Origin of the sequence: Chelatococcus sp. YT9, from assembly GCF_018398315.1 — a bacterium.
GTDB lineage: Bacteria > Pseudomonadota > Alphaproteobacteria > Rhizobiales > Beijerinckiaceae > Chelatococcus.
Genome location: NZ_JAHBRW010000001.1, coordinates 3,253,452 through 3,276,786, shown reverse-complemented (window position 1 = coordinate 3,276,786; position 23,335 = coordinate 3,253,452). Strand labels below are relative to the sequence as shown.

Below are 23,335 nucleotides of genomic sequence, written 5' to 3'. Positions count from 1 at the left end.
GATGGCTGAGAGCCCTACCCCGCCCTGCGCGCCGCCAATCATCGGGTTGCAGCGCTTCATCAGCCCCATCGGGGACATTCTGCAGGATGTTCGCGACGGCCGGATGGTCATCATGGCCGACAGCGCGGATCGCGAGAATGAGGGCGATCTGGTCATTTCGGCTTCGGCGGCAAATCGGGACGTGATCAACTTCATGGCGAAGTTTGGTCGTGGCCTCATCTGCCTCCCCCTATCGCCGATGCGCGCCGCACGCTTTGGCTTGCGGCCGATGACTTCCACGAATACAGACCCTTTTTCGACCGCCTTCACACAATCCGTCGACGCGCGAGACGGCATTTCGACAGGAATTTCCGCGTCCGACCGCGCGGCAACAGTAGCGGTGCTTGCGTCCTCGCACTGTACCGCCGCAGATCTCGTGTCACCTGGGCACCTGTTTCCGTTGATAGCCCGTGCGGGAGGGGTTCTCGAACGGGCCGGACACACGGAGGCGGCGGTCGATCTTTCATCGCTCGCCGGGCGTGTCGATGCCGGCGTCATTTGTGAGATCATGCGCGATGATGGGGAAATGGCGCGGCTGCCCGATCTCGTCACATTTGGGCGGGAGCATGGGTTGCGCATCGGTACGATCGCCGATCTTCTGGAATTCCGGCTTCGAGGGGAGCTTGAGCCAGCGATCTCCGATCATTTCATTTTCGCGCGCTCCCGCATCAACGGCGGGCACGCCGCATGAACGGGCCTATGCCCCCTCGATCTTTACACATCATGGACATCGCCGCCTATCCACGTGCGTAGGACAGTTGATACCACCAATTCGCCGCCGGCTCCGGCCTGACATGCAAAGGTTGACCAGATGAATGACTTTCAGGCCATAGAAGCTCTCATGGGCGATTACTTCCGGATCCTGCATGAGGGTGATGTTGAGGCCACTCGCGCAATGTTCCTACCGGAATGCAGCCTGTTTTGCCCGCAGCCCGACGGCTCGCTGACGCATATGACCATGCAGGACTACCTCAAGGCGGTGGCAGGGCGCACGGCGCCGAAGGATGCGGGGCACCCCCGCTACGGGCGGGTATTGTCGATCGATCAGTCGAGCGAGCGCACTGCTTTCGTGAAGGTCGAATGTGCGGTTCAACCGCGCTTTTTCGTCGACTATCTCACGCTCGTGAAGCTTGAGGGTCAATGGCGGATCGCGGCAAAAGTTTATTTCGTATCGAAGACCGAGACCTGACGTTCTTCCCGCAGAGATTGGCCGCGCTGATCCGATGAAATTCCCGACCCTACGTGACATCTCGCAAGCTTATCTACGGCGTGAACTCTCACCCGTTGAGGTGGTGCGAGCGAGCCTCGACCGGATCGAAGCCATCAATCCGAAGATCAATGCGATCTACCACGTCGATCGCGAGGGCGCTCTCAAGACGGCGGCCGAGTCCGAGCGTCGTTGGCGGGAGGGCAGTTCGCTCAGCCCTTTCGATGGCATCCCGATGTCGATCAAGGACGCGCTGCCGGCGATCGGCATGCCGATCTATCGTGGTTCCGCTGCAGAGCAAGGCGTCATCGCGGATACGGACCATCCCACAGTCGCCCGCTTTCGCGAGGCAGGCGGGGTTATCCTCGGCAAGAACACCATGTGCGACTATGGTATTCTGGCCTCCGGCAACAGCTCGCGGCATGGCGTGACGCGAAACCCGCGCAATACGAACTGGAACACCGGGGCTTCCTCGTCAGGGGCAGCCGCGGCGGTAGCGGCCGGTATCGAGCCAGTCTCTATCGGCACGGACATCGTAGGTTCCATTCGCATTCCAGCATCCTATTGCGGGCTTGTGGGACTCAAACCCTCGCGTGGGCGCGTGCCGTACCACTTTCCGAATCATCCGGCGCTCGTCGCGGGCCCGCTCGCCCGCAATGTCCACGACGCAGCCATGCTTCTGGCTCTTCTGGCGCATCCTGACGCACGGGATTTCACGGCCCTTCCGCCGGAGCACCACGACTATGCGGAGAGCCTTGAGGACGTCGATCCGGCGGGTGTACGCATTGCTGTGCTTCCGGACCTCGGGCTTGGCGCGACAACCGCGCCGAGCGTCCGGGCAGGGATCGAGGCGGCAGCTGCTGTCCTTCGCACCGCGGGCAGTGACGTGCGGTCAATCTCGGAGGCGCCCTTCTCGCCGGAGGACCTTGACCCCATCGAGCTTCACTATCTCGTCCGCTGCTTCAGCGAATTCCGGCGGGCGCGGGCAGATCTGCAACAGCGCTCTCCATTCATCCTGGAATGGACACGCAGGGGAGAAGAGCTGTCCGCCGCCGACTACTATGATAGCTGGAATGCGACGCAGCGTCTCCGCGAGCGCACCTATCGGCTCATGGATGATGTCGATTTCCTGCTGGTGCCAAGCACCGCGGACACCGCTTTTGAAGCCGATCGGCTGGCACCGGAGGGACAGACCGCCTTTTCTCTCTGGGCACCCACATGCCTTTTTAATCTCACCGAGCAGCCGGCCGCCTCCCTCCCATGGGGCACCGACGCCGCAGGAAAGCCAATCGGCCTGCAAATCGTCGGCCGCCGGTTCGACGATAGGGGTGTTCTGCGGCTCTCCAGATATCTGGAGAGGCACGCGCCTGATCTGGCCGACGCAAGCTGCGACACATCATGATGGCGGATCGAGACGTTCAGGTGAGCTCTCCCAGAGAGCTGCCAGCGTCTCGCTTCTGCAGTAAAATTTTGATGGACATCCAAAAAATTTTTTTACAGGATCGCCATCCTTGATGGCCATGCCACTGGCCGCACCTCTACGCCCTATCCCCGACGAGAAGCGCTTCTGGTTGCCCCTGCAACCTCCGTTCTCGAAGAGCGGTGCCGGCATGTGCGTTCGGTGAGCAGCCGCGATCCTGCTGGCGCCACTATGATCAAAAATGAAGGGGACGGTTATGGGTGTGATGAAACAGATCTTGACGGGCGTTGTCCTCGCGGCCTTCGCGACGCCGGCCCTGGCGGACATGAAAATCGGCATTGTGGTGAGCGCGACCGGCCCTGCCTCCTCCCTCGGCATTCCCGAGCGTAACGCCCTCACGCTGGCACCCAAGGAAATCGCGGGGCAGCGCGTCAGCTACGTCGTGCTCGATGATGCCTCGGATCCGACAGCGGCCCGCCGCAGCATCGAAAGGTTGGCGAGCGAGGACAAGGTCGATCTCGTGATCGGATCCTCCACGTCACCAAGCTCGCTGGCCATGGTCGAAGTCGCGGGCCGCAGCAAAACACCCATGATCAGCCTCGGCGCGAGCCGCGCCATCATTTATCCGATGGATGACAACAAGAAATGGGTGTTCAAGACGCCTTACAACGACGCGATTACTGCCGCGGCAACTGTAAAACACATGGTCGCTAATAATATTCGTCGTGTCGCGACCGTTGCCGTCAACGATGCCTATGGGGAAGGTTGGGTCAAGGAGTTCAAGCCACTCGCGGAGGCCGCAGGAATCACGCTCGTCGCCAGCGAACTCTATGGCGCCAAAGACACATCGGTCACCGCCCAGATCCTGAAGGTACTGGCGGCCCGGCCTGACGCGGTTCTCATCACCGCTTCCGGCACTCCGGGGACCCTGCCGCAAATCGCCCTCGCGGAACGCGGCTTCAAGGGCAAGGTCTACCAAACCACCGGTGTTGTGAACGCGGATTTCATCCGGGTGGGCGGCAAGGCCGTGGAGGGAACGTTGATCGCCGCGAATCCGCTCTCCGTCGCAGCGCAATTGCCTGACAGCAACCCGGCCAAGGCCGCTGGTCTCGCCTTCACCAAGGACTACGATGCCGCTCATGGCGCCGGGACGACCTCGGCCTTCGCGGGCTATGCGTGGGATGCTGTCATGCTGCTCGAGGCGGCGACACCTGTAGCGCTGAAATCGGCGGCCCCCGGCACCGAACAGTTCCGTGTGGCGCTGCGCGACGCGATCGAAAACCTAAAGAATGTCAGCACGACGGCCGGTCCGGTTTCGATGACAAACGATGACCACAACGGCTACGCAGCCGACGCGCCGGTCATCATCACCGTCAAGGACGGCAAGTTCACCGTCGCTCCTTGAATTGAAGCGCCAATAGCCTGTGCTGATGATGTCTCCTGATATCGCCCTTTTTCTCCTGCAAGATGGCCTCATAAACGCGGCCATCTATGCATTGCTCGCTTTCTCACTCATCCTTGTCTTCACGGTCACGCGCGTCATCTCGTTGCCGCAGGGAGAATTCGTCAGCTATAGCGCGCTCACGCTCGCGACATTGCAGCAGGGCCTGTTTCCCGGAACGGCCTATGTCCTGATGGTGTTCGGCGGTATCGCCGCGATCTACGAGGTGCTGGGGGCGGTGCGGGCGCGGCAGCGCCCCTCGCTCGGGCGCCTGTCGCTCTTTCTGATCTACCCGCTTCTGCTTCTCGGGCTGCTCAGGCTTCTTCCTCTACAAGAAATGGGCCTGGCCGCACAAATACTGCTGACTTTTGCGATCGTCGTTCCACTGGGCCCGATCATCTATCGCATCGTCTTCCAGCCATTAGCCGGCTCCAGCATCCTCATTCTCCTGATTGCCGCCGTGGCAGCCCATCTCGTGCTGGTTGGGATTGGCCTTCTTACCTTCGGCCCGGAGGGCGCACGCACGACGCCATTGAGCGACCTGACGTTCGAACTGGGGCCCATGGTCATCAGCGGGCAAAGCCTCGCGGTCATCATCGTCAGCCTCGCCCTTATGCTGGGTTTTGCGTTGACGCTCTCCAACACCCTCCTCGGCAAAGCCTTGCGGGCAACGGCCATCAACCGGGCCGGAGCGCGCATCGTGGGCATCCGGCCGGAATTCGCGGGAATGCTCTGCTTCACCATCGCCGCCGCCACGGGCGTACTCTCCGGCATTCTGATCTCGCCGATCACGACGATCTACTATGACTCCGGTTTCGTCGTCGCCCTCAAGGGCTTTGTTGCCGCGATCATCGGCGGGCTTGTGAGCTATCCCATCGCTCTTGGCGGCGCTGTCTTCGTGGGCATCCTCGAGTCTTTCGCCGCTTTCTGGGCCAGCGCGTACAGGGAGGTCATTCTCTTTTCCTTCATCATCCCCGTGCTGCTCATTCGCTCGCTGAGCTCCTCGAAGCCCATGGAGGACGGAGAATGAAAATCACCGGTCTACTTGGGGTCGGCTTGGCCCTCGCCCTCGGCGGCTGGGTTCTGCCCGAGTTCTACATCACCATTCTCAACTATGTCGGGCTGTATACCCTGGTTGCGCTCGGTATCGTCCTGTTGACTGGTGCTGTCGGGATTACATCTTTCGGACAGGCGGCCTTCGTTGGCCTGAGCGCTTACACGTCAGCGGTTCTCAGCCTGCATCTTGGCCTGTCACCCTGGCTAGGCCTTGTCGCCGGGCTGCTGCTGACCCTCGGGATTGCCGCGATCATCGGCGGTGTTACCCTTCGACTATCGGGCCATTATCTCCCCTTGAGCACAATTGCCTGGGGGCTGAGCGCCTACTATGTGTTCGGCAACCTGGAGGTACTCGGCGGTCATACCGGCCTGTCGGGCATTCCGCCCATTTCCATAGGCCCCTGGGCTATAGAAAGCGGCCGCGCGTTCTATGTCCTCATTTGGGTGATCACCCTCAGCGCCATCCTGCTCCTGTCCAACATGTTGAACTCGCGTGTCGGACGCGCAATGCGCGCCATCAAGAACGCCCGGGAAACGGCCGAGAGCTTTGGCGTCGACACGGCCCGCATGCGCTTTGTCGCGTTTCTCTATGCGGCGGTGCTCGCGAGTGTTTCCGGATGGCTTTACGCCCACATGCTCCGCTTCCTCAATCCCTCGCCTTTCAACCTCAACATGGGTATCGAATACCTCTTCATGGCGGTTGTCGGCGGCGCGGGTCAGGTCTGGGGAGCTCTGATCGGTGCCGGCCTCATCACATTGCTGAAGGAATATCTGCAGGACGCGCTTCCTTCGCTGATCGGGCAGGCCGGCAACTACGAGATCATCGTTTTCGGCGCCCTCGTCATCGTCATCTTGCAGCTCAACGGCGACAAAGGCTTCGGAACGCTCCTGGCGCGCTTCTCCAAGCCAGCTCGCCGCTCGTTGCCCACGTCGAGCAGCCCTTTGGCCAAACGGGAAAGACAGGCCGTTGCGAATGGGGCTCCCATCATCGCGGCGCGCGGCATCACCAAGGCTTTCGGCGGCATGAAGGCGCTGAGTGGCGTCAGCTTCGAGGTCAACCGGGGGGAGATCGTTTCGCTCATCGGCCCGAACGGTGCCGGCAAAAGCACCCTCTTCAACAGCATAACGGGCATTCTCGATCGCGACGCCGGCGAAATTCTGATCCATGGCCGCCCCGTCGAGAAGCATGGACCACGGCAGATCGTTCAGCTCGGCATCGCCCGCACCTTCCAGCACGTGCAGATCGTGCCGGAACTGTCCGTCATCGAGAATACGATGCTCGGCGCCCACATCCGCACGCATGCGGGCGCGCTTGCCGCGGCCTTCGGCCGGTCGAGCGAAGAAGAGAGCAAGCTCTATGCGGAGGCGCGCACGCAGCTGACACGGGTGGGGCTGGGTGAGCTTCTCGATGCGCCTGCCAACAGCCTCGCGCTCGGCCAGCAACGCGTGCTCGAGATCGCCCGCGCGCTTTGCGCGGACCCCGACCTCATCCTCCTCGACGAGCCAGCCGCCGGTCTCCGCTACGCGGAGAAGGAAAATCTCGCCCAGCTGCTGCGAGAACTCCGTGCTTCCGGCGTAAGCGTGCTGCTCGTCGAGCATGACATGCAATTCGTCATGAACCTCAGCGATCGCATCGTGGTGATGAACTTCGGCCAGAAGATCACTGAAGGACTACCTTCAGACGTGCGCCAGCATCCGGCCGTGATCGAAGCCTATCTCGGAACGAGCGCAGCATGAATGAGATCCTGAAAGTATCGTCGCTCTCGTGCGGGTATAGTCGGGTCCCGGCGCTCCATGCTGTGGACCTCGTCGTCGAGGCCGGATCGATCGTCTCGGTTGTCGGGCCGAACGGCGCGGGCAAGACCACGATGCTCAATGCTCTCATGGGCCTGCATCCCTCAACAGGGCGCGTGACGTTCCAGGGACGTGACATAAGCGCGGCACCGGCGGAGGCCCGCCTCGAGGCCGGCCTCTGTCTCATCGCAGAAAAACGTGAGCTGTTTGGCACGATGAGCGTCGAGGACAATCTGCGGCTCGGCGCCTTTGTCCGCCGACGGGAAGGTGGCGCAGCCGTCCGCCGCAGCCTCCAGGAGGTGTTCGAGCGCTTCCCGCGGCTGCAGGAGCGTCGCGCTCAGCTCGCCGGCACCTTGTCCGGCGGCGAGCGACAGATGCTGGCGATCGGGCGGGCGATGATGTCGTCACCGAAGCTGCTGATGATGGATGAGCCAAGCCTCGGGCTCGCCCCACGTATCGTCGAGGAGATGTTCACCATCATCCAGGACCTGCGGGCTGCCGGCGTATCCATCCTGCTCGTCGAGCAAAACGCGCGCGGGGCACTCGCCATCTCCGACCAAGCCTATGTTCTCGAACTCGGCGAGGTGGTGATGCAAGGCGCCAGCCGCGATCTGCAGAATGATCCCCGGATCGTGGAGGCCTACCTCGGCATCGGTGCCGCGGCCTGATAAGGCCGCGGCGATTTGACAGGTCCTTCAAGGCGCGGGGGCCTGCCTAGCGCTCCATGAATTCGCTCGCGGCAAAGCTCGCGCCCTGGAAGCGCCGGGCGACGGCATCTTCTTCATCCGGCTTCGCGAGGATCGCCTCGGCGAACGCGTCGGCGCTGTCATCGGGGCGGTAGCCAAGCGCCTCGGCGCGATCATTTCGCCACCAGCTCCGGGAGTTCGCCGACACGCCATAGACAATCTCATAAGCGAGATCGGGCGTCTCAAGCGCCACTGCCGTGATCTGGACCATGTCACGCGGGCTGATCCAGGTAGACAAGGTCCGCCGGTCGTATGGGGCCTCGCTCATGGTACCGATGCGTAGGCACGCGGCTTCGAGCCCGAACTTGTCGTGGTAAAGCCGGCAGGCCGCCTCGCCGAAGGCCTTGCTGAGGCCATAGCCGCAATCGGGCCGGGGGAAGGCCCCCTCGTCGATGACTTCGTCGCGCCCATAGAACCCGACGGCATGATGGCTGGATGCGTAGACGAAGCGCCTGACGCCATGCCGGCGGGCAGCTTCCAGAAGATCATAAGTCGCTGCGATATTCGCGGGGAGGATCGCCCGCCAGTCACCAATGCGCGCGACGCCCGCGAGATGCACGATGGCATCGACCCCACGCACCGCAGCATCGATCGCGGCCTGGTCTGAGATATCGGCCTGCACCAACGCTTCGCCCGGCCGCGCATCACCGAGATCAGCGCGGTCAAGCAGGCGCAATCGGTAACGTCCCGCCAACCCTTCTCGCAGCACGCGCCCGATCTTGCCGGCCGCCCCCGTGATGAGCACCTCGTGCGGCCACGCGGCAATCGTAGTCATGTCGGAAAATCCCCGTTCGGGCTCAAGGGTCAGTCGTTCAGCCGCTCATCGAGCGCGTCGCGCAACGCGTCGCCGAGAAAATTCAGCGCCAGCACGGTGAAGAAGATGGCAAGGCCGGGGAAGACGCCCATCCACCATGCATCCCAATATTGCATAGACATGGCTAGCATCGAGCCCCAGGTCGGGGTCGGCGGCTGCACGCCGAGCCCGAGAAACGACAGGGCGCTTTCGGTCACGAGTGCAGCCGAGGCCTTCAGCGAGGCATAAACGATGACGTTGCTCTGAACGTTCGGCCAGATATGGCGGGCGAGGACACGCAGGTTCGACATGCCGATCGATTCCGCCGCCTGCACGAATTCGGCGTCGCGCAGCACCAGCACCTGCCCGCGCACCAGCCGCGCGAAGCCCGGCACGTTGACAATGGCGATCGCGATCACCGCGTTGATGAGGTCTGGTCCCAGCGTCGCAACGATGGCGAGTGCTAGGATCATCATGGGGAAAGCGAGCAGCCCGTCCATGATGCGCATGACGATGTCGTCATACCAGCCGCCGAAGTAACCCGTGGTGAGGCCGATGACGACGCCCAAGACCAACGCCAGCGCGATCGACATGCCCATGACCTGGAGTGAGGCGGTCGCGCCATAGATGATGCGCGACAGGATATCGCGGCCGAGCTCGTCGGTACCGAACCAATGCGCCGCACTCGGCGGTTCGAGCAAGGCTTCATAGTCGATCGCGGTTGGATCGTAGGGGCTGATCCACGGCGCGGTGACGGCGCAGATCAGGAGCACCCCCAGCAGTAGCACGGCGACTCGCCCAAGACGGTGGCGCCAAATGGTACGCAGCGTGTGCAGAAAGAAGCCGCGCGACGCGCCGGGGGCGGAAGACGCAAGGCTGTCCGTGGAAGCCGTGGTGATGGCGCTCATAGCTGCACCCGCTTGTCGAGCATGGCGTAGCTCAGATCGGTCAGGATATTGATGACGAGCACGCCGATGACCACCACGAGAATGGCGCCCTGCACGACCGGGAAGTCGCGCTCGAAAATGCCGTCGACGATCATCCGTCCAAGACCAGGCAGCGAGAAGACCGTTTCCGTGACCACCGCGCCGCCGATCAGGGCGCCCATCTGCAGGCCGATGACGGTAACGACCGGCATCATGGCATTGCGCAGGGCGTGGCGGACGATGACGCGCCGCTCCCCGGCGCCTTTGGCGCGCGCCGTGCGGATGAAGTCCTGCAGAAGCACCCCCAGCATGGCGGCGCGCGTCTGCCGCATGACGAGCGCCGCCTGAGCGGTACCTATCGTGATCGCCGGCATGAGCATGAGTTTGAGATTGGCAAGGGGGTCCACGTGAAACGGCACGTAACCCGATGGGGGCAACCAGCCGAGGCGGATGGAGAAGAACATGATCAGCAGAATGCCGACCCAGAAATAGGGGATCGCCATGCTCGACATGGCCACCGCGCTGACCGCTGTATCGATCCAGCTGTTGCGCTTCAAGGCGGCGAGAATGCCGAGGGGGACACCGATGACGAGCGACAGCGCGACGGCGAGGAGCGTGAGCTCGAAGGTCACTGGCACGCGCGCCGCCAGCATCTGGGCAACGGGCTCCCGTGTTTTGAGGGAGCGGCCGAGGTCACCCGTCGCCGCGCGCCCTAGCCATTTGGCAAATTGCACGACGACGGGCTGGTCGAGACCGAGCTCGCTGCGCAAGTCTGCGCGTTCCTCGGCCGTGGCGTGCTCGCCCAGCATGCTCGCGGTGGGATCGCCCGGCAGCATCAGGGTCGTGGAAAACACGACGATGCACATGACGAGCAGCACTGGCACGAGCTGGACGAGACGCCGCACGATGAATGAAGACATGAGCGTTTCCCATCAAACGGCGGCTTTGTTTGCCGATTTATTCTAGATGCCGGGACCTCTCAGGCCGCAGAACCGGCCTTGTCCGCCTCCTCGCGCGACAGCACCGAGAGAATGGCGGGTTCAGTCGCATCGAAATGCTTCTGCATCGCCTCGGCAGCCGCCTTCGGATCCCGCTTTTCCATCGCCTCCAGAATGGCGGCATGGCGCCGGAAAGTCTCGTCCGGCTCCCGGACATGTCGCTGGCTGTGCAGCTTGCGCATGCTTTCTTCGATCGGCACGCTGAGCGCCTGGAACAGATTGGTGACGAGCGTATTGCGGCTTGCCCGCACAAGCAGCAGGTGGAACCGCGCGTTGGCGGGAATCCAGACCTCAGAATTTGTGCGGTTCTTGTCCATGACCGCCACGATGCCGCGCAACTCGTCCAGTTCTTCGTCGCTGATGAATTGCGCGGCCAGGCTGGCCGTATAGGTCTCGAGCGCCCGGCGCAGCCCGACCACCTCGCGCAAGCCGCCCGACATCGTCCTGACGGCGAAGAGAAAATACTGCGCCAGGGGTTCCGGCCCCTGCTCCCGGATCATCGTCGGGCGGCCGTGACGAATGTCGACAACGCCCATCTCCGCCAGCCGCTGCAGGGCTTCCCGCACGACTGACTTGCTCACGGAAAAACGGCGCGCCAGCTCCGCCTCCGCTGGCAGCTCGTCGCCGGGCTTCAATTCGCCGTTGTAGATCAAGCCCGTAATGCGATCGACGAGAACGGCCGAAAGCCGCGGGCGCAAGAGGCTCTCTCCAACAAAATCAACCATTCGCACCGTCTTCCCGAGATCGATCTGCAAGAGATCTGATGAGTTGATGTCTGAACTCCGTTGACAGAAATATGCTGAGCATCTTACTAAAGGTCAACGCAAAAAAATGGACCGCAGACAAGCGGGCGTGACGGCTCCCGGGCAAACCCCGGAACCGATGTCATTCCTTGGACAAGTGGGGAGGAGCGCATGGAGCGCGTGAGAACGATTGTGCTTTCAACAGCCCTGGCCTGTGGCCTGGTTTTGCCGGCGGTGGCTGACGACACGCCGAAACGGGGTGGAACACTGACGCAAGCCGTTGATCTGGAGCCCGCGACGCTTGACCCGATCTATGGCAACGCGCCCGGAAAGGACCGGGCGGTCTATACGCAGATGCTGGAGAATCTGTTTGTTCAGGATGACGCCGGCAATTTCGTTCCTCAGCTTGCGACAAGCTGGGAGATCGCGCCTGATCAGAAGTCGATCGTCTTCAAGCTGCGCGATGGCGTTGTCTTCCATGATGGCACCCCCTTCAACGCCGAGGCTGTAAAGTTCAACCTCGATCGCGTGATCGATCCGGCACAGAAGGCACGCGCGCGGCAATTCGTCGGCGACATGGCGTCCATCGAGGTAGTCGACCCACTCACGGTGAAGGTGAATTTCTCCGCGCCGTCCGGCTCCGTGCTGGCTGGTCTCGCCAATGAAGCCGGCATGATGTCCTCACCAACAGCGGTGAAAGCCAAGGGGGCCGACTATGCCCGCAGCCCCGTCGGCACCGGTCCCTTCCGCTTCGTGAGCTGGACGGGCGGCGACCGCATCGCTGTCGAGCGCTTCGACAAATACTGGGGCAAGGACGACAAGGGCCAGCAACTGCCTTATCTCGACGCTGTCGTCACGCGCTTCATTCCCAACACGACGGTCAAGATCGTCGAACTGCGCTCCGGCAACGTGCAACTGGGCGATCTCGTCCAGGTCAAGGACTATGGGCAGATCGAACGTGATGGCAATACAGAGCTCGTCCCGAACCATGTCGGCACGGCCCAGTACATGTCGTTCAACCTGACGAAGCCGCCCTTCAACAATCCCGACCTCCGCCGGGCGGTCGCCCATGGCATCAACCGCCAGACCATGGAGCGCGTGGTCTCGCGTGGCGAGGGCGTCATCGCACCCACCTTCGAGCCACCGAGTTCCTGGGCTTTCCCGGCGGAACTGCAGCCACACAGTTATGATCTCGCCAAGGCTAAGGAATACTACAAGAAATCCGGCCATAGCGGCCCGATTACGCTTGCCATCATCCAGCGCGATCCCGATACGCAGATCGCACAGATCATCCAGTCGCAGCTCAAGGATGTGGGCATCACTGTCAATATCGAGACGATGGAGCGGCAGGCCTGGCTCGACAAGATCCTGAGCTATAACTACGACATGGCCCTGCAACGCGCCAACACGCCGCGCGTCGACCCGGACATGAGCTTCAGCACCTACTACAGCCGCAACGCCGGATCGAACTATGCCGGCATCAAGGATGAGAAGGTCTTCAACGATGTCGCCGCCGCGCGCGGAACGACAAACCTCGAAGAACGGAAGAAGCTTTACAGCGACATCCAGAAGCAACTGCTCGATGAATACTATCAGACGTTCTTCTTCTGGCGCGCTAACAAGGATGTAAAGCGGAAGAACATCAAAGGCGTTCGGCGCGAGCTCAGCGGCAACTGGCTGGTCGATCGCGCCTGGATCGCCAACTGACGGCCCTCGGCCGCCGGCAGCGCGGCTACCCGCGTTGCTGGCTCCCGTACCTTCGAACAAGGCTCTCCAGAACAAAGCGAGTAGCGCATGGATAGCACCACCTCCCCCGGAGGCCTCGATCCGCTCACGCGAGAGCGGCTGTCGGCGGTGACGACCGCGACCTTGACGACGCTGCTGCTGAGACGCGGCTTCAAGAATACGTTCATGCGCAAGGTGCAGCCCGTCGCGCCCGGCAAGCGGCGCATGGTCGGGCTCGCCTCGACCATGCGTCTCATCCCCAATCGCGAGGATCTAACCAATATCTTCGACCGGGACAACCGGCGCGACCTGCAACGGGTGATGGTGGAGACCATTCCCGCCGGCCATGTGCTGGTGGTCGATTCGCGGGGTGACAGCGAGGCTGCATCCTGCGGCGAGATCCTGATGATGCGCATGATGGTGCGTGGTGTCGCGGGCGTGGTAACCGACGGGGGTTTCCGCGACTCGCCCTCCATCGGCCAACTCGCCATCCCGACGTTCCACGCAGCGCCGGCCGCGCCTCCCATTATGGTCAAGCACCACCCGGTGGAGATCAACTGTCCCATCGCCTGCGGGGGCGTCAGCGTCTTCCCCGGCGATGTCATCGTTGGTGACGACGAAGGAGTCGTGGTTATCCCGCGTGCCGAAGCCGATCAGATCGCTCAGGAGGCCGTCGATAAAGAGGCGGTCGAAGAGTTCATCGCCATGTGCGTGCTCGCAGGCGAGCCGATCGTCGACATCTACCCGCCGACATCGGCCGTCCACGAACGTTTCAACCGATGGGTCGCGGCGGGCCGTCCCGCTGAAGGCCATGCCATAATCACGGAGCCTGCCGAATGAAGATCGTCGACCTCAAGGCGCGATGCGTCGCCATTCCGACCAATGCCCAGCTCAGGAGCAACACCGGGGTTCATCCCGGCTATTTCATGCGCACCATCATAGAGCTCATCACCGATGAGGGCATCGTCGGACTTGGCGAGGTTGGTGGTGGCGACCAGCGCGGCGCCCTCGCCAAGCTCAAGGACAGGATCATCGGCCTCAATCCGTTCAACACCGAGTTGATCAAGGCCAAGATCCTGCGAAACACTTATTTCCAATCGAATGCCCGGATCTATGCGGCGATCGAGATCGCCTGCCTCGACATCCAGGGCAAAGTCGCCGGGGTGCCCATGCACGACCTGATGGGCGGGCGCGTCCGGGATGCGGTGCCCTTCATCGGCTATCTCTTCTGGCGCTACGACAGGCCGGGCGGCGGGGACGACAATACGGCCGAGGACGTGGCGTCCCATTGCGTCGAGCTCGCCGAGACGCTTGGGGTACGCGCGATGAAGCTCAAGGCGGGCGTCATGGAACCCCGCGAGGAGGCGCGCGTGCTCGAACTCTGCCGCGAGAAGCTGGGCGATGAATTCGGCCTGCGTATCGACCCCAACGGCACTTGGTCCGTGGGCACAGCCGTGCGCATCGGCAAACGTCTCGAGGCGCTCGATATCGAATATTTCGAGGATCCGTCTTGGGGGCTTGAAGGCAATGCGGCCGTGCGCAAGCAGATCCGCGTCCCAATCGGCACCAACATGTACCCTGCCCGCTTCGACGACCTCGGCCCGGGGATTCGCATGGGCGCGGCGGATGTCATCCTCACCGACCTGCATTATTGGGAGGGGCCACGCGGCGTGAAGGATCTCTGCGCCGTCTGCAAGGCCTTCAGTCTCGGCGTCGCCATGCATAGCGGTTGCGAATTCGGCATCGAGCTCGCGGCCATGCTGCACACTGCCGCCACCATCCCTGAAATGATCTACGCGGGGGACGCGCATTATCATTATCTCACCGACGACATCATCGCAGGTGGGCTGATGCCTTACAGGAACGGAGCGATCGCGGTCCCCACCGGTCCTGGGCTCGGCGTGGAGCTTGATCCGGAGAAAATGGACAAGTACGAGCGCTACTACGAAGAAAAAGGCGACTACTATGCCCGTTTCCGCACCGATCCCCGCCGCCCCGACTGGCACCCGGTCATCGGCGGACGCTGACGCCGCGCTCAACCGGTTGAAGGGATGGGCGTTCGAGGTGCTTCTTCCATTCTGGAGCGAGGCCGGCGTCACAGATGCCGGCTATTTCGTGGAAGACTTGGACTTTGCCGGAAGCCCATGCCCCATCGTGGCGCTCCATACGCGGGTGCAGGCGCGACAGGTCTATACCTTCGCGCATGCTGCACTCCTGACTGGCAGAGATCACTATCGCGACCGTGCCGTCAGGGGCTTCGAGGCTGTGACCAGCCTGCTCTGGGACAGGGACAATGGGGGATGGCTGCATAGCGTGACGCCCGACGGCCGTCCGGTCGATACGCGCTGTGACGCCTATGACCAGTGTTTTGCCCTGCTAGCCCTTGCCTGGCTGCACCGTCTCGGAGAGCCGAAGGCGGCAGAATGGATCGAGAAGTCGCTCGTCGCGCTCGACCGGCGCCTGTCAGCGCCACGCCATGGCGGCTATTCGGAGTTCGCGCCGAGCACCGCAGGCGTGCCCCTCCCCCGGCGGCAAAACCCGCATATGCATTTGCTCGAGTCGTTCCTCGCCCTCGAAGCGGCTGGCTTCGCCGACGCAGCGTCCCTGTCCGACGCGGTCGTGGAGCTGTTTCTGCCGCTGATCGAGCGCGACGGCGCAATCGGCGAATATTTCGCAGAGGATTGGACGCCCTCTGCCGGGGAAGCAGGCCGCATCCGTGAGCCGGGCCATCAGTTCGAATGGGCATGGCTCCTCATCGCCTATGCGGACATGAGGCAGTCGAAGCGCGCGGGGGAAATCGCCCGTCGCCTCGCGACCTACGGCTGGAAGCACGGCTTTGATGGGGGTGATGGCCATGTGCCGGCTCTCATCGAAGCTCACGACCCGGCCGGCACACCGGTGCGAAACAGCAGGCTGCTATGGCCCCAGACGGAAGCAATCAAGTATTTCGTCCAGAGCCGCCAACGCGGCCACGGCACTGCCTATGACAGTGCGTCGGCACTTGCAGCGCTCATACATACGCTCTTCGACCATTTTATCATCGCGGGCGGCCCGCTCTGGCGTAACCAGATCAGTTCGCATGGCGAGACCCTGGCGCGGACCGTGCCGGCGCGTCTGCTCTATCACATTATGACCTGCGTCGGTGTCATTTCGGACGGGAGCGCGGTGCGGCAGTCCGACAGCAAAGGTATTGCGCGATGATCACGGATACGGCGGCGGCACCAGCCCGCTACGATGCGACGACGCTTGAAAGGGTCGCCACCTTGCTCCTCACGCACGGCGGCGCTTCGGCCATCAATGCGGAAACAGTCGCTCATCATCTCGTCGAAGCGGAATTTATGGGTCACGCCTCTCATGGCGTCCGGCTGGCGGGACTGTATGTCGACCGGCTACTCGCCGGCGAGGTCGACGGTGTGGCGGCCCCTGAGATCGTCCATGACGCAGGCGCAGTCGTACGCATCGGCGGTCGCCGGGCTTTCGGGCAGGTCGTCGGCGAATTTGCGGCCAATCTCGGCGCAGCGCGCGCCAAGGCCCACGGCATCAGTATGGTCGCCGTGGCCCATTCCGGCCATCTCGGCCGCAACGGCCGTTGGCCGGAGATCGCCGCGCGCGCCGGCATAGCATCGCTGCATTTCGCCAATGGGCGCGGTGGAGCGGCCCCCGTCGCACCCTTCGGTGCGCGCGAGGGGAAACTCCGGACGAACCCTATCGCCATGGGCGCCCCTTTGCGTCCGGGTGAAGACCTCATCCTGGATTTCGCCGTGGCCGAAGTTTCGGGCAATACCGTCAAGCTGGCGCTGGAGCGGGGCGAGAAGCTTCCGTCTGCCTGCCTCATCGGCCCCGACGGCCTTCCGACCGATGATCCCAGTGTCTTCCAGGAAAAAGCCGGTGCGCTCATGGCGTTCGGTGGTTTCAAGGGATATGGGCTCGCCGTCTTCGCCGAGGTCTTCGCGGGCTTCATCGCTGGTGATCCCTCGGATCCAGCGCCCACCAACAGCATGCTCTCCATCTATTTCGATCCGGCCAGCTTGAAGGACACAGCGTCGTATCAAGCCGGCCTCGACGATCTCTTCGCCGCGGTGCGCGGCGCGGCACCCATCGACCCGGACCGGCCCGTCGCTTTGCCGGGCGATCGCGGCCGTGCGCTGCATGCACGCAACAGCCGGGACGGCATAGAGATTGGCTCCGCCCGACCCGTCATTCTCAAGGCTGCCGATCGGCTCGGCTGCCGTGCCGAGATAGAAGCCCTGCTCGATCGTGCCGAGCCACCTCTGGAGAATCGGGGTGGCTGACGCTTTTTCGCCGTGAATATCTCTCACATTTGCAGAATAGCTCAGGGCGGCTTGAGCGCGGCTGTGGGACATGTACGATGAAAATCGCTCGTCGAGCGCTGACCGGATTTCTCCTGCTCGCTGGCTCTCTCGGCCTCAGCGGCTGTGTCTCGGGAAGCACGGGCCCAATCTATTATTCTGGCGGCGCCGGCTACTATAGCGGCTCGTGGGTGGACTATGGCTATGCACCGCCTCCGGTGGTCTACCCTGTCCGCTATTATCCCCGCTACGCCTATGGCCCACCCCGCGTATATCCTGGGAGGCCCGGCTATGGTCCCTGGAGGGGCTACCGCGGCCCGCGCTATATGGGGCCGGGGCCAGGACGTCCGCCGGGATTCCGAGCGGCGGGCTATCGCCCGCCCGGTGCTTATGGACGCCCGGCAATGGGCGCTCGCCCGCCCATGGCGGGGCGGCCTCCCATGGCGGGGCGGCCTCCCATGGGTGCCCGGCCACCGATGTCCGCACGACCACCGATGGGCGGCAGGCCACCATTTCCCGGAGCTCGGCCCTAGCCCTGCGGCCGGACTACAATCGGATCGGCTGACGCAGGGGAGTTGAGCGTCAGCCCCATCGACGATCATGATGCCGGCCGTGTGGCCGGCATTCTTACGTTAGGGTAAAAACCGGTTTTACGACTGGGCTGATGCGGGGCCGTGAACTGAAAATCACGGAAGAGCGAGACTGTTGCTCCCCTGACACGCTCGCCATGATCACGCTGGTGTGAGCAAAATATACCACCGATCCCTGTTGCAGCTTACGCATTCTTTAGACAAGTTGCCGCCAGATAATCACCTAAATTGGGACAGGTGGTCGCCGGATTCATTTCCTGCGACATCGAACTTCGAGGCCAACATGAGTGCGAAGCTTGTAGCTTTCGCGGGCGTTTTCTGTGCCGCCATTCTCGCTACCCCCGCAAGCGCCTACCAAATTGATCCGCTGACCAGGCAGCCCCTTGCTGCTCAGCCGGAAAGCTTCCGGCCGCAGGCATCGGCGATCCCGCGCCAAATCGTGACCTATAACGGCCCCTACGGACCAGGCACGATCGTCGTTTCCACGTCCGAACGGCGGCTCTATCTGGTGCAGCCCGGCGGCACCGCAATTCGCTACGGCATCGGCGTCGGTCGCCCCGGCTTCACCTGGGGTGGAACCAAGACCGTTACCCAGAAACGCGAATGGCCGGGCTGGACGCCTCCGCCGCAAATGCTGAAGCGCCGCCCGGACCTGCCACGTTACATGGCTGGCGGCCCAGACAATCCGCTGGGGGCGCGCGCGCTCTATCTTGGCTCGACGCTGTACCGCATCCACGGCTCGAACGAGCCTGACTCCATCGGCCAGGCAGTCTCATCCGGATGCTTCCGCATGATGAACGAAGACGTCATCGACCTCTATGGTCGCGTGCGCGTCGGAACGCGCGTCGTCGTTCAGCGTTGATCTGACAGGCGGGTTCCCCGCTCTCATCATCATAACAAGCCGGCGGCTCACCTCAGGCTCCCAAGAGCATCTGCTGCGAGCGGCCGGCTTTTTGTTGGCTCCTCCCTTACTAAGGGAGTGCGCTACCCGCGAACCGTAGGCTCGCGCCTGAGACCCTTGAGGTGGAGCTCGTCAAGGTAGGCTGCCCAAATCTCCGGCTGCTGGGCCCCCAGTTCGTGGAGATAGCCCCAGGTGTAGATGCCGCTGTCATGCATGTCGTCGAAGACGAGGCGCACGGCATAATGCCCCATGCGCTCGATCGACAGAATGGTGACATTGATCTTGCCACCGACCGTCTTGCGTTCGCTCGGCGAATGACCGCGCACTTCCGCCGATGGACTTTTGACCCTGAGATACTCGGCACTCAATGCAAAGGTCTGGCCATCGTCGAATGCAATCGTCAGCGTGCGCTTGTCAGACGAAAGGCGCAGTTCCGTCGGCCAAGGGGCGGCATGCTGCGCGTTGTCCATGGTCATCTCCTGCTGCTCCAACGTCCCGATAGCTTCTAGGCCAAATCCGGCTCGAATGGAATCAGCGATCCCTCCAAGTCGGTGGAATTGCTCGCCTATTTTCTGACGAAGCAAGGCTGCGCAAGAGGGACTTGCGGCAAGCCACGGTGAGCAAACATGCGAGATGCCCACTCGCGCCATCCTGCACACCGGCAAATGATTGGCATTCTCGTCGTGGCGAGACCATGTTAGAGGCTATGTATTGTAACGGACTAATGTTCTTGCCATGCTGACGACGTCGCCAAGCCTCGAGAGGGCAGACCCGTTCATCGACCCGTTCGGGCGCGCGATCACCTATCTCCGGGTGTCTGTGACCGATCGGTGTGACCTGCGCTGCGTCTATTGTATGGCAGAGGACATGCATTTCCTGCCGAAGCGCGACCTGCTCTCGCTTGAGGAACTCGACCGCCTGTGCAGCGCCTTCGTGAGACGCGGCGTGCGCAAGCTACGCATCACCGGCGGCGAGCCTCTCGTCCGGCGCGATATTCTCAGCCTTTTTCAATCACTCTCGCGGCACCTGGATGCCGGTGATCTCGACGAGTTGACGCTCACCACCAACGGCACCCAGCTCGCCCGGCATGCCGAGGCCCTGGCGGCGTGTGGCGTGCGGCGGATCAACGTATCTCTCGATACCCTTGATCCGGTGAAGTTCCGCAGCATCACACGCTGGGGTGACCTCGACCGGGTATTCGAAGGTCTGGCCGCCGCACGCGCCGCTGGCCTCGCGATCAAGATCAATACCGTCGCGCTCAAGGGCGTCAATGATCAGGAAATCCCGGATCTCATCGCCTGGGCGCACGGTCAGGGCATGGATCTCACCTTGATCGAGGTTATGCCACTCGGCGAGATCGAGCCCGGGCGTATTGATCAGTTCCTGCCGCTGTCGCTGGTGCGGGCCGGGCTGAAGCAACGCTACACCTTGGACGATCTGGACGATCGCACCGGCGGACCCGCACGCTATGTCAGGCTGCGCGAGACTGGCGGGCGGCTCGGCTTCATCACGCCGATGACACATAATTTCTGTGAGAGCTGCAACCGGGTTCGCGTCACCTGTACCGGGACCCTCTATATGTGCCTAGGCCAGGAGGATGCCGCCGATCTGCGGGCGCCTCTGCGTGCCAGCGAAAGCGACGCGTTGCTCGAGCAGGCAATCGCCGAAGCGATCACGCGCAAGCCGAAGGGCCACGACTTCGTCATCGACCGGCGGCAGGCCCGCCCCGCGGTCGGCCGCCACATGAGCGTGACCGGCGGATAGCGGGCCATTTACGACCAAAGTCTAGAGAGTCCCTTGGCTACGGATGCGCTATTCGCCTTCCGGGTTACTGTAGCCTTGCTTGTCCGCGGGTTGGCGATGGGCTACGCACATATTTTGGTCACCGGGCTGCACCTGTATGGCATTTGAACTCCGTATCGTTACCGGCAAGCTCGGCGTCAGCACGGGATTCCGCAACACTTCGCGCGTGTGCGGAAGAGCGTCGTGACGTGGGATAGCGTCGCCAGCAATCGTTGCAGCGTCGACGCAAGCCGTGCCAGCATCACATCACATGTCATCGCGGTCCAAGAAGAAACGTTTCGAGGGAGGTGGACGTGTCCGCACTTCTGGCAATCAGCCGGATCATTGACGCCATTAATACGCGCATCGGGAAATGGTGCGCCTGGCTCATCCTGGCGGCCATCGTCGTGTCCGCGCTCAATGCTATCGTGCGCAAGCTGCTCGATACATCCTCGAATGCGTGGCTCGAACTGCAATGGGTGCTTTTTGGCGTCGTCTTCCTGATGTGTGCGCCCTGGACCCTGATCGCCAACGAACATATCCGCATCGATATCATCAACGGCCAGTTATCAAAGCGCGTGCGCGACTGGATCGATATCATCGGCCATGTCTTCTTTCTCCTCCCTTTCACAATCGTCATGATCGTGACGACGGCCCCCTTTGCCGAGCGCTCCTGGCTCATCAACGAGCAATCGTCCAGCGCCGGCGGGTTGCCGCAATGGCCAGCGAAGTTTCTTATCCTGGTCGGTTTCGTTCTGCTGTTCTTCCAAGCTGTTTCGGAGCTCATCAAGCGCATCGCCATCATGCGCGGTGCGATGGACGATCCCCACGCGGGAAGTAGCGGTCAAGCGGAAGCAGAGGTCGAACGTCTCCTCGAGAACATCGATCCCCACAGCCCTTCTCGCCCCTGATCGACGCCTGAGCGTTTCGGAGACCGTCTGATGACCGCCTTCATCGTCCACAATATGGCGCCGATCATGTTTGCGGCGCTCGTTGTCCTGCTGCTGCTCGGCTACCCCGTCGCCTTCGCCTTGGCTGCCAATGGCCTGATCTTCGGCTTCATCGGCATAGAACTCGGGCTGTTCAATCCTAACTTCCTGCAAGCGCTGCCGGAACGTGTCTACGGCACCATGAACAACGAGGTGCTGCTGGCGATCCCGTTCTTCACGTTCATGGGCCTGATCCTAGAGAGATCAGGAATGGCGGAGGATCTACTCGATACCATAGGCCAGCTTTTCGGAAAAATCCGGGGCGGCCTGGCTTACGCGGTTGTCTTCGTAGGCGCACTGCTCGCAGCGACGACGGGCGTGGTCGCCGCTTCGGTCATATCGATGGGCCTCATCTCGCTGCCGATCATGCTCCGCTACGGTTATGACAGGCGACTCGCCAGTGGTGTCATCGCGGCATCCGGCACGCTGGCGCAGATCATCCCGCCGTCGCTCGTGCTGATCGTGATGGCCGACCAGCTCGGTCGCTCGGTCGGCGATATGTATGAGGGCGCCTTCATCCCCGGTCTCGTGCTCGCGCTTCTCTATGCTGGATACATCTGGCTCATGTCCATGATCTATCCCGCCAGCGCACCTGGCCTGCCCGACGAGGCAATCGGCCACCGCGAGGACAACGGCGATCGTGGTGTCTGGCAGGTCGGCGCGCTGGTCGCATTTTCCGGGCTTGCTGCCTATTACGTGATGCGCCAGACGGAAGTTCGCGCCGGCGCTGATTTCGTCGTCCTGACCATGTCGGTCGCCGTCATCGTCGCGTTTCTGTCAGCGCTCTTCAACCGACTGCTCGGCACGCAGCGTATCATCCTCACCATCCTCATCACCGCTGTCTTCATCGGCATCTATGTCGCCCTGCTGAACTCCAACCACGGCTATTGGGCCCTGCTCACGGAAGCCTTCATCGCGGGCACGGTCTACGCTCTCATCGCCGCGGCCATCGAGCGGACGACCGGCAAGAGGCTCATCTCGCGTCTGGCGGAACAAGTGACCTTCGTGATGGTGCCGCCGCTCGGCCTCATCTTCCTTGTGCTTGGCACCATCTTCATTGGCGTGGCGACGCCGACCGAAGGTGGCGCCATGGGCGCGGCCGGCGCCGTGCTCTTGGCGCTCGCCCGCAAGCGCCTCAATTTCGGATTGCTGAAACAGGCGACGGAATCCACGGCAAAGCTCTCGGCTTTCGTGATCTTCATTCTTATCGGCGCCCGCGTGTTCTCACTGACCTTCTATGGTGTCGACGGCCACAAGTGGGTGGAAGAGCTGCTGCTGGCGCTTCCCGGCGGCGAGGTCGGCTTCCTCGTCTTCGTGAACTTGCTGATTTTCGTTCTCGCGTTCTTCCTCGATTACTTCGAGCTTGCCTTCATCATCATCCCGCTGCTCGCGCCGGTCGCCGACCACCTCGGAATCGACCTCATCTGGTTCGGGGTCATGCTGGCGGTGAACATGCAGACCAGCTTCATGCACCCTCCGTTCGGCTTTGCCCTGTTCTTCCTCCGTTCGGTGGCGCCCAGGGAGGCCTATATCGATCGGATCACCAAGAAGCGCACAGCACCCATTACGACCGGTCAAATCTACTGGGGGGCGGTTCCATTCGTTTGCATCCAACTGCTGATGGTCGCCCTGATCATCTTCTTCCCGCAAATGGTAATGCATTACAAAAAGGGTGCGGTGCAGGTTGACCCGCAGCGGGTCGAGGAACAGCTCAAGGGCCTCGCTCCACCGCCCGGCCTCGGCGGCGACTTGCCACCGCCCGCGCTGGACTTCAAATAGAAGCTCTTGCCCGCGACAAAAAAAGCCCCGGAGGTTTCTCCGGGGCTTTTTTCTCTCTGGTTCGCCGCATCCTAGATACCGAGTGGGTTAAGGCCT

21 protein-coding genes are annotated in these 23,335 nt (G+C 62.4%); 16 read left to right on the top strand and 5 right to left on the bottom strand.

The features are described 5' to 3' along the window. The first annotated feature begins 1 nt into the window (after position 1). From ribB to KIO76_RS14910, 7 genes are all read left to right on the top strand, one after another. The gene (gene ribB, locus KIO76_RS14940) at positions 2-730 is read left to right on the top strand and encodes a 3,4-dihydroxy-2-butanone-4-phosphate synthase (RefSeq protein ID WP_213324007.1); all 729 of its coding nucleotides are present in this window, start codon (positions 2-4) and stop codon (positions 728-730) included. A 120-nt stretch (positions 731-850) separates the two neighbouring features. Continuing rightward, a complete protein-coding gene (locus KIO76_RS14935) occupies positions 851-1,228 on the top strand; it encodes a nuclear transport factor 2 family protein (RefSeq protein ID WP_213324006.1) in 378 nt (125 codons plus the stop codon). A 34-nt stretch (positions 1,229-1,262) separates the two neighbouring features. Beyond that, complete coding sequence (locus KIO76_RS14930; RefSeq protein WP_213324005.1) at positions 1,263-2,648, top strand: amidase family protein; 1,386 nt, start codon at positions 1,263-1,265, stop codon at positions 2,646-2,648. Positions 2,649-2,907: 259 nt separating this feature from the next. Then, positions 2,908-4,071 (top strand): ABC transporter substrate-binding protein, encoded by a 1,164-nt coding sequence (locus KIO76_RS14925; RefSeq protein WP_213324004.1) that lies wholly within the window; start codon positions 2,908-2,910, stop codon positions 4,069-4,071. A gap of 25 nt (positions 4,072-4,096) precedes the next feature. Continuing rightward, a complete protein-coding gene (locus KIO76_RS14920; RefSeq protein WP_349629388.1) occupies positions 4,097-5,137 on the top strand; it encodes a branched-chain amino acid ABC transporter permease in 1,041 nt (346 codons plus the stop codon). Next, the gene (locus tag KIO76_RS14915; RefSeq protein WP_213324003.1) at positions 5,134-6,900 is read left to right on the top strand and encodes a branched-chain amino acid ABC transporter ATP-binding protein/permease; all 1,767 of its coding nucleotides are present in this window, start codon (positions 5,134-5,136) and stop codon (positions 6,898-6,900) included. Before KIO76_RS14920 ends, KIO76_RS14915 begins: the two co-directional genes overlap by 4 nt. Next, positions 6,897-7,625, top strand: a complete 729-nt coding sequence (locus KIO76_RS14910; protein ID WP_213324002.1) for an ABC transporter ATP-binding protein — start codon at positions 6,897-6,899, stop codon at positions 7,623-7,625. Before KIO76_RS14915 ends, KIO76_RS14910 begins: the two co-directional genes overlap by 4 nt. Before the next feature lie 46 nt (positions 7,626-7,671). Here the strand turns inward: KIO76_RS14910 and KIO76_RS14905 are convergent, their stop codons facing one another. From KIO76_RS14905 to KIO76_RS14890, 4 genes are read right to left on the bottom strand one after another with little or no spacing between them, the layout of a single operon-like run. Next, positions 7,672-8,478, bottom strand: coding sequence for an NAD-dependent epimerase/dehydratase family protein (locus tag KIO76_RS14905; protein ID WP_213324001.1), 807 nt, complete (start codon positions 8,476-8,478; stop codon positions 7,672-7,674). 29 nt (positions 8,479-8,507) lie between these two features. Continuing rightward, a complete protein-coding gene (locus KIO76_RS14900; RefSeq protein WP_213324000.1) occupies positions 8,508-9,404 on the bottom strand; it encodes an ABC transporter permease in 897 nt (298 codons plus the stop codon). After that, positions 9,401-10,342, bottom strand: a complete 942-nt coding sequence (locus tag KIO76_RS14895; protein WP_213323999.1) for an ABC transporter permease — start codon at positions 10,340-10,342, stop codon at positions 9,401-9,403. The genes KIO76_RS14900 and KIO76_RS14895 overlap by 4 nt, the downstream gene beginning before the upstream one ends. Positions 10,343-10,401: 59 nt before the next feature. Next, positions 10,402-11,145 (bottom strand): FadR/GntR family transcriptional regulator, encoded by a 744-nt coding sequence (locus tag KIO76_RS14890; RefSeq protein ID WP_213323998.1) that lies wholly within the window; start codon positions 11,143-11,145, stop codon positions 10,402-10,404. A gap of 189 nt (positions 11,146-11,334) precedes the next feature. On the opposite strand from KIO76_RS14890, the gene KIO76_RS14885 reads away from it, so the two are divergent. The 6 genes from KIO76_RS14885 (at position 11,335) to KIO76_RS14860 (ending at position 18,650) form a co-directional block, all read left to right on the top strand. Next, positions 11,335-12,870 (top strand): ABC transporter substrate-binding protein, encoded by a 1,536-nt coding sequence (locus KIO76_RS14885; RefSeq protein WP_213323997.1) that lies wholly within the window; start codon positions 11,335-11,337, stop codon positions 12,868-12,870. 87 nt (positions 12,871-12,957) lie between these two features. Continuing rightward, entirely contained in the window at positions 12,958-13,728 is a 771-nt protein-coding gene (locus KIO76_RS14880; RefSeq protein WP_213323996.1) for an RraA family protein, read from the top strand. Next, positions 13,725-14,915, top strand: a complete 1,191-nt coding sequence (locus KIO76_RS14875) for an enolase C-terminal domain-like protein (protein WP_213323995.1) — start codon at positions 13,725-13,727, stop codon at positions 14,913-14,915. Before KIO76_RS14880 ends, KIO76_RS14875 begins: the two co-directional genes overlap by 4 nt. Then, on the top strand, positions 14,854-16,089 hold the full coding sequence (locus KIO76_RS14870; protein WP_213323994.1) for an AGE family epimerase/isomerase: 1,236 nt from the start codon (positions 14,854-14,856) through the stop codon (positions 16,087-16,089). Before KIO76_RS14875 ends, KIO76_RS14870 begins: the two co-directional genes overlap by 62 nt. Beyond that, positions 16,086-17,180, top strand: a complete 1,095-nt coding sequence (locus KIO76_RS14865; protein WP_213323993.1) for an Ldh family oxidoreductase — start codon at positions 16,086-16,088, stop codon at positions 17,178-17,180. The genes KIO76_RS14870 and KIO76_RS14865 overlap by 4 nt, the downstream gene beginning before the upstream one ends. A gap of 891 nt (positions 17,181-18,071) precedes the next feature. Further along, complete coding sequence (locus KIO76_RS14860; protein WP_213323992.1) at positions 18,072-18,650, top strand: L,D-transpeptidase family protein; 579 nt, start codon at positions 18,072-18,074, stop codon at positions 18,648-18,650. A gap of 122 nt (positions 18,651-18,772) precedes the next feature. Here the strand turns inward: KIO76_RS14860 and KIO76_RS14855 are convergent, their stop codons facing one another. Continuing rightward, positions 18,773-19,159: a gamma-butyrobetaine hydroxylase family protein gene (locus KIO76_RS14855; RefSeq protein WP_213323991.1), complete on the bottom strand. Its 387-nt coding sequence runs from the start codon at positions 19,157-19,159 to the stop codon at positions 18,773-18,775. 265 nt (positions 19,160-19,424) lie between these two features. Between KIO76_RS14855 and moaA the strand changes: the two genes are divergently transcribed. The 3 genes from moaA to KIO76_RS14840 all read left to right on the top strand — a co-directional run bounded on the left by moaA (position 19,425) and on the right by KIO76_RS14840 (position 23,239). Next, a complete protein-coding gene (gene moaA / locus KIO76_RS14850; RefSeq protein ID WP_213323990.1) occupies positions 19,425-20,453 on the top strand; it encodes a GTP 3',8-cyclase MoaA in 1,029 nt (342 codons plus the stop codon). Positions 20,454-20,785: 332 nt separating this feature from the next. Further along, on the top strand, positions 20,786-21,382 hold the full coding sequence (locus KIO76_RS14845; RefSeq protein ID WP_213323989.1) for a TRAP transporter small permease subunit: 597 nt from the start codon (positions 20,786-20,788) through the stop codon (positions 21,380-21,382). A gap of 30 nt (positions 21,383-21,412) precedes the next feature. Beyond that, complete coding sequence (locus KIO76_RS14840) at positions 21,413-23,239, top strand: TRAP transporter large permease (RefSeq protein ID WP_213323988.1); 1,827 nt, start codon at positions 21,413-21,415, stop codon at positions 23,237-23,239. The last annotated feature ends 96 nt before the right edge of the window (positions 23,240-23,335 follow it).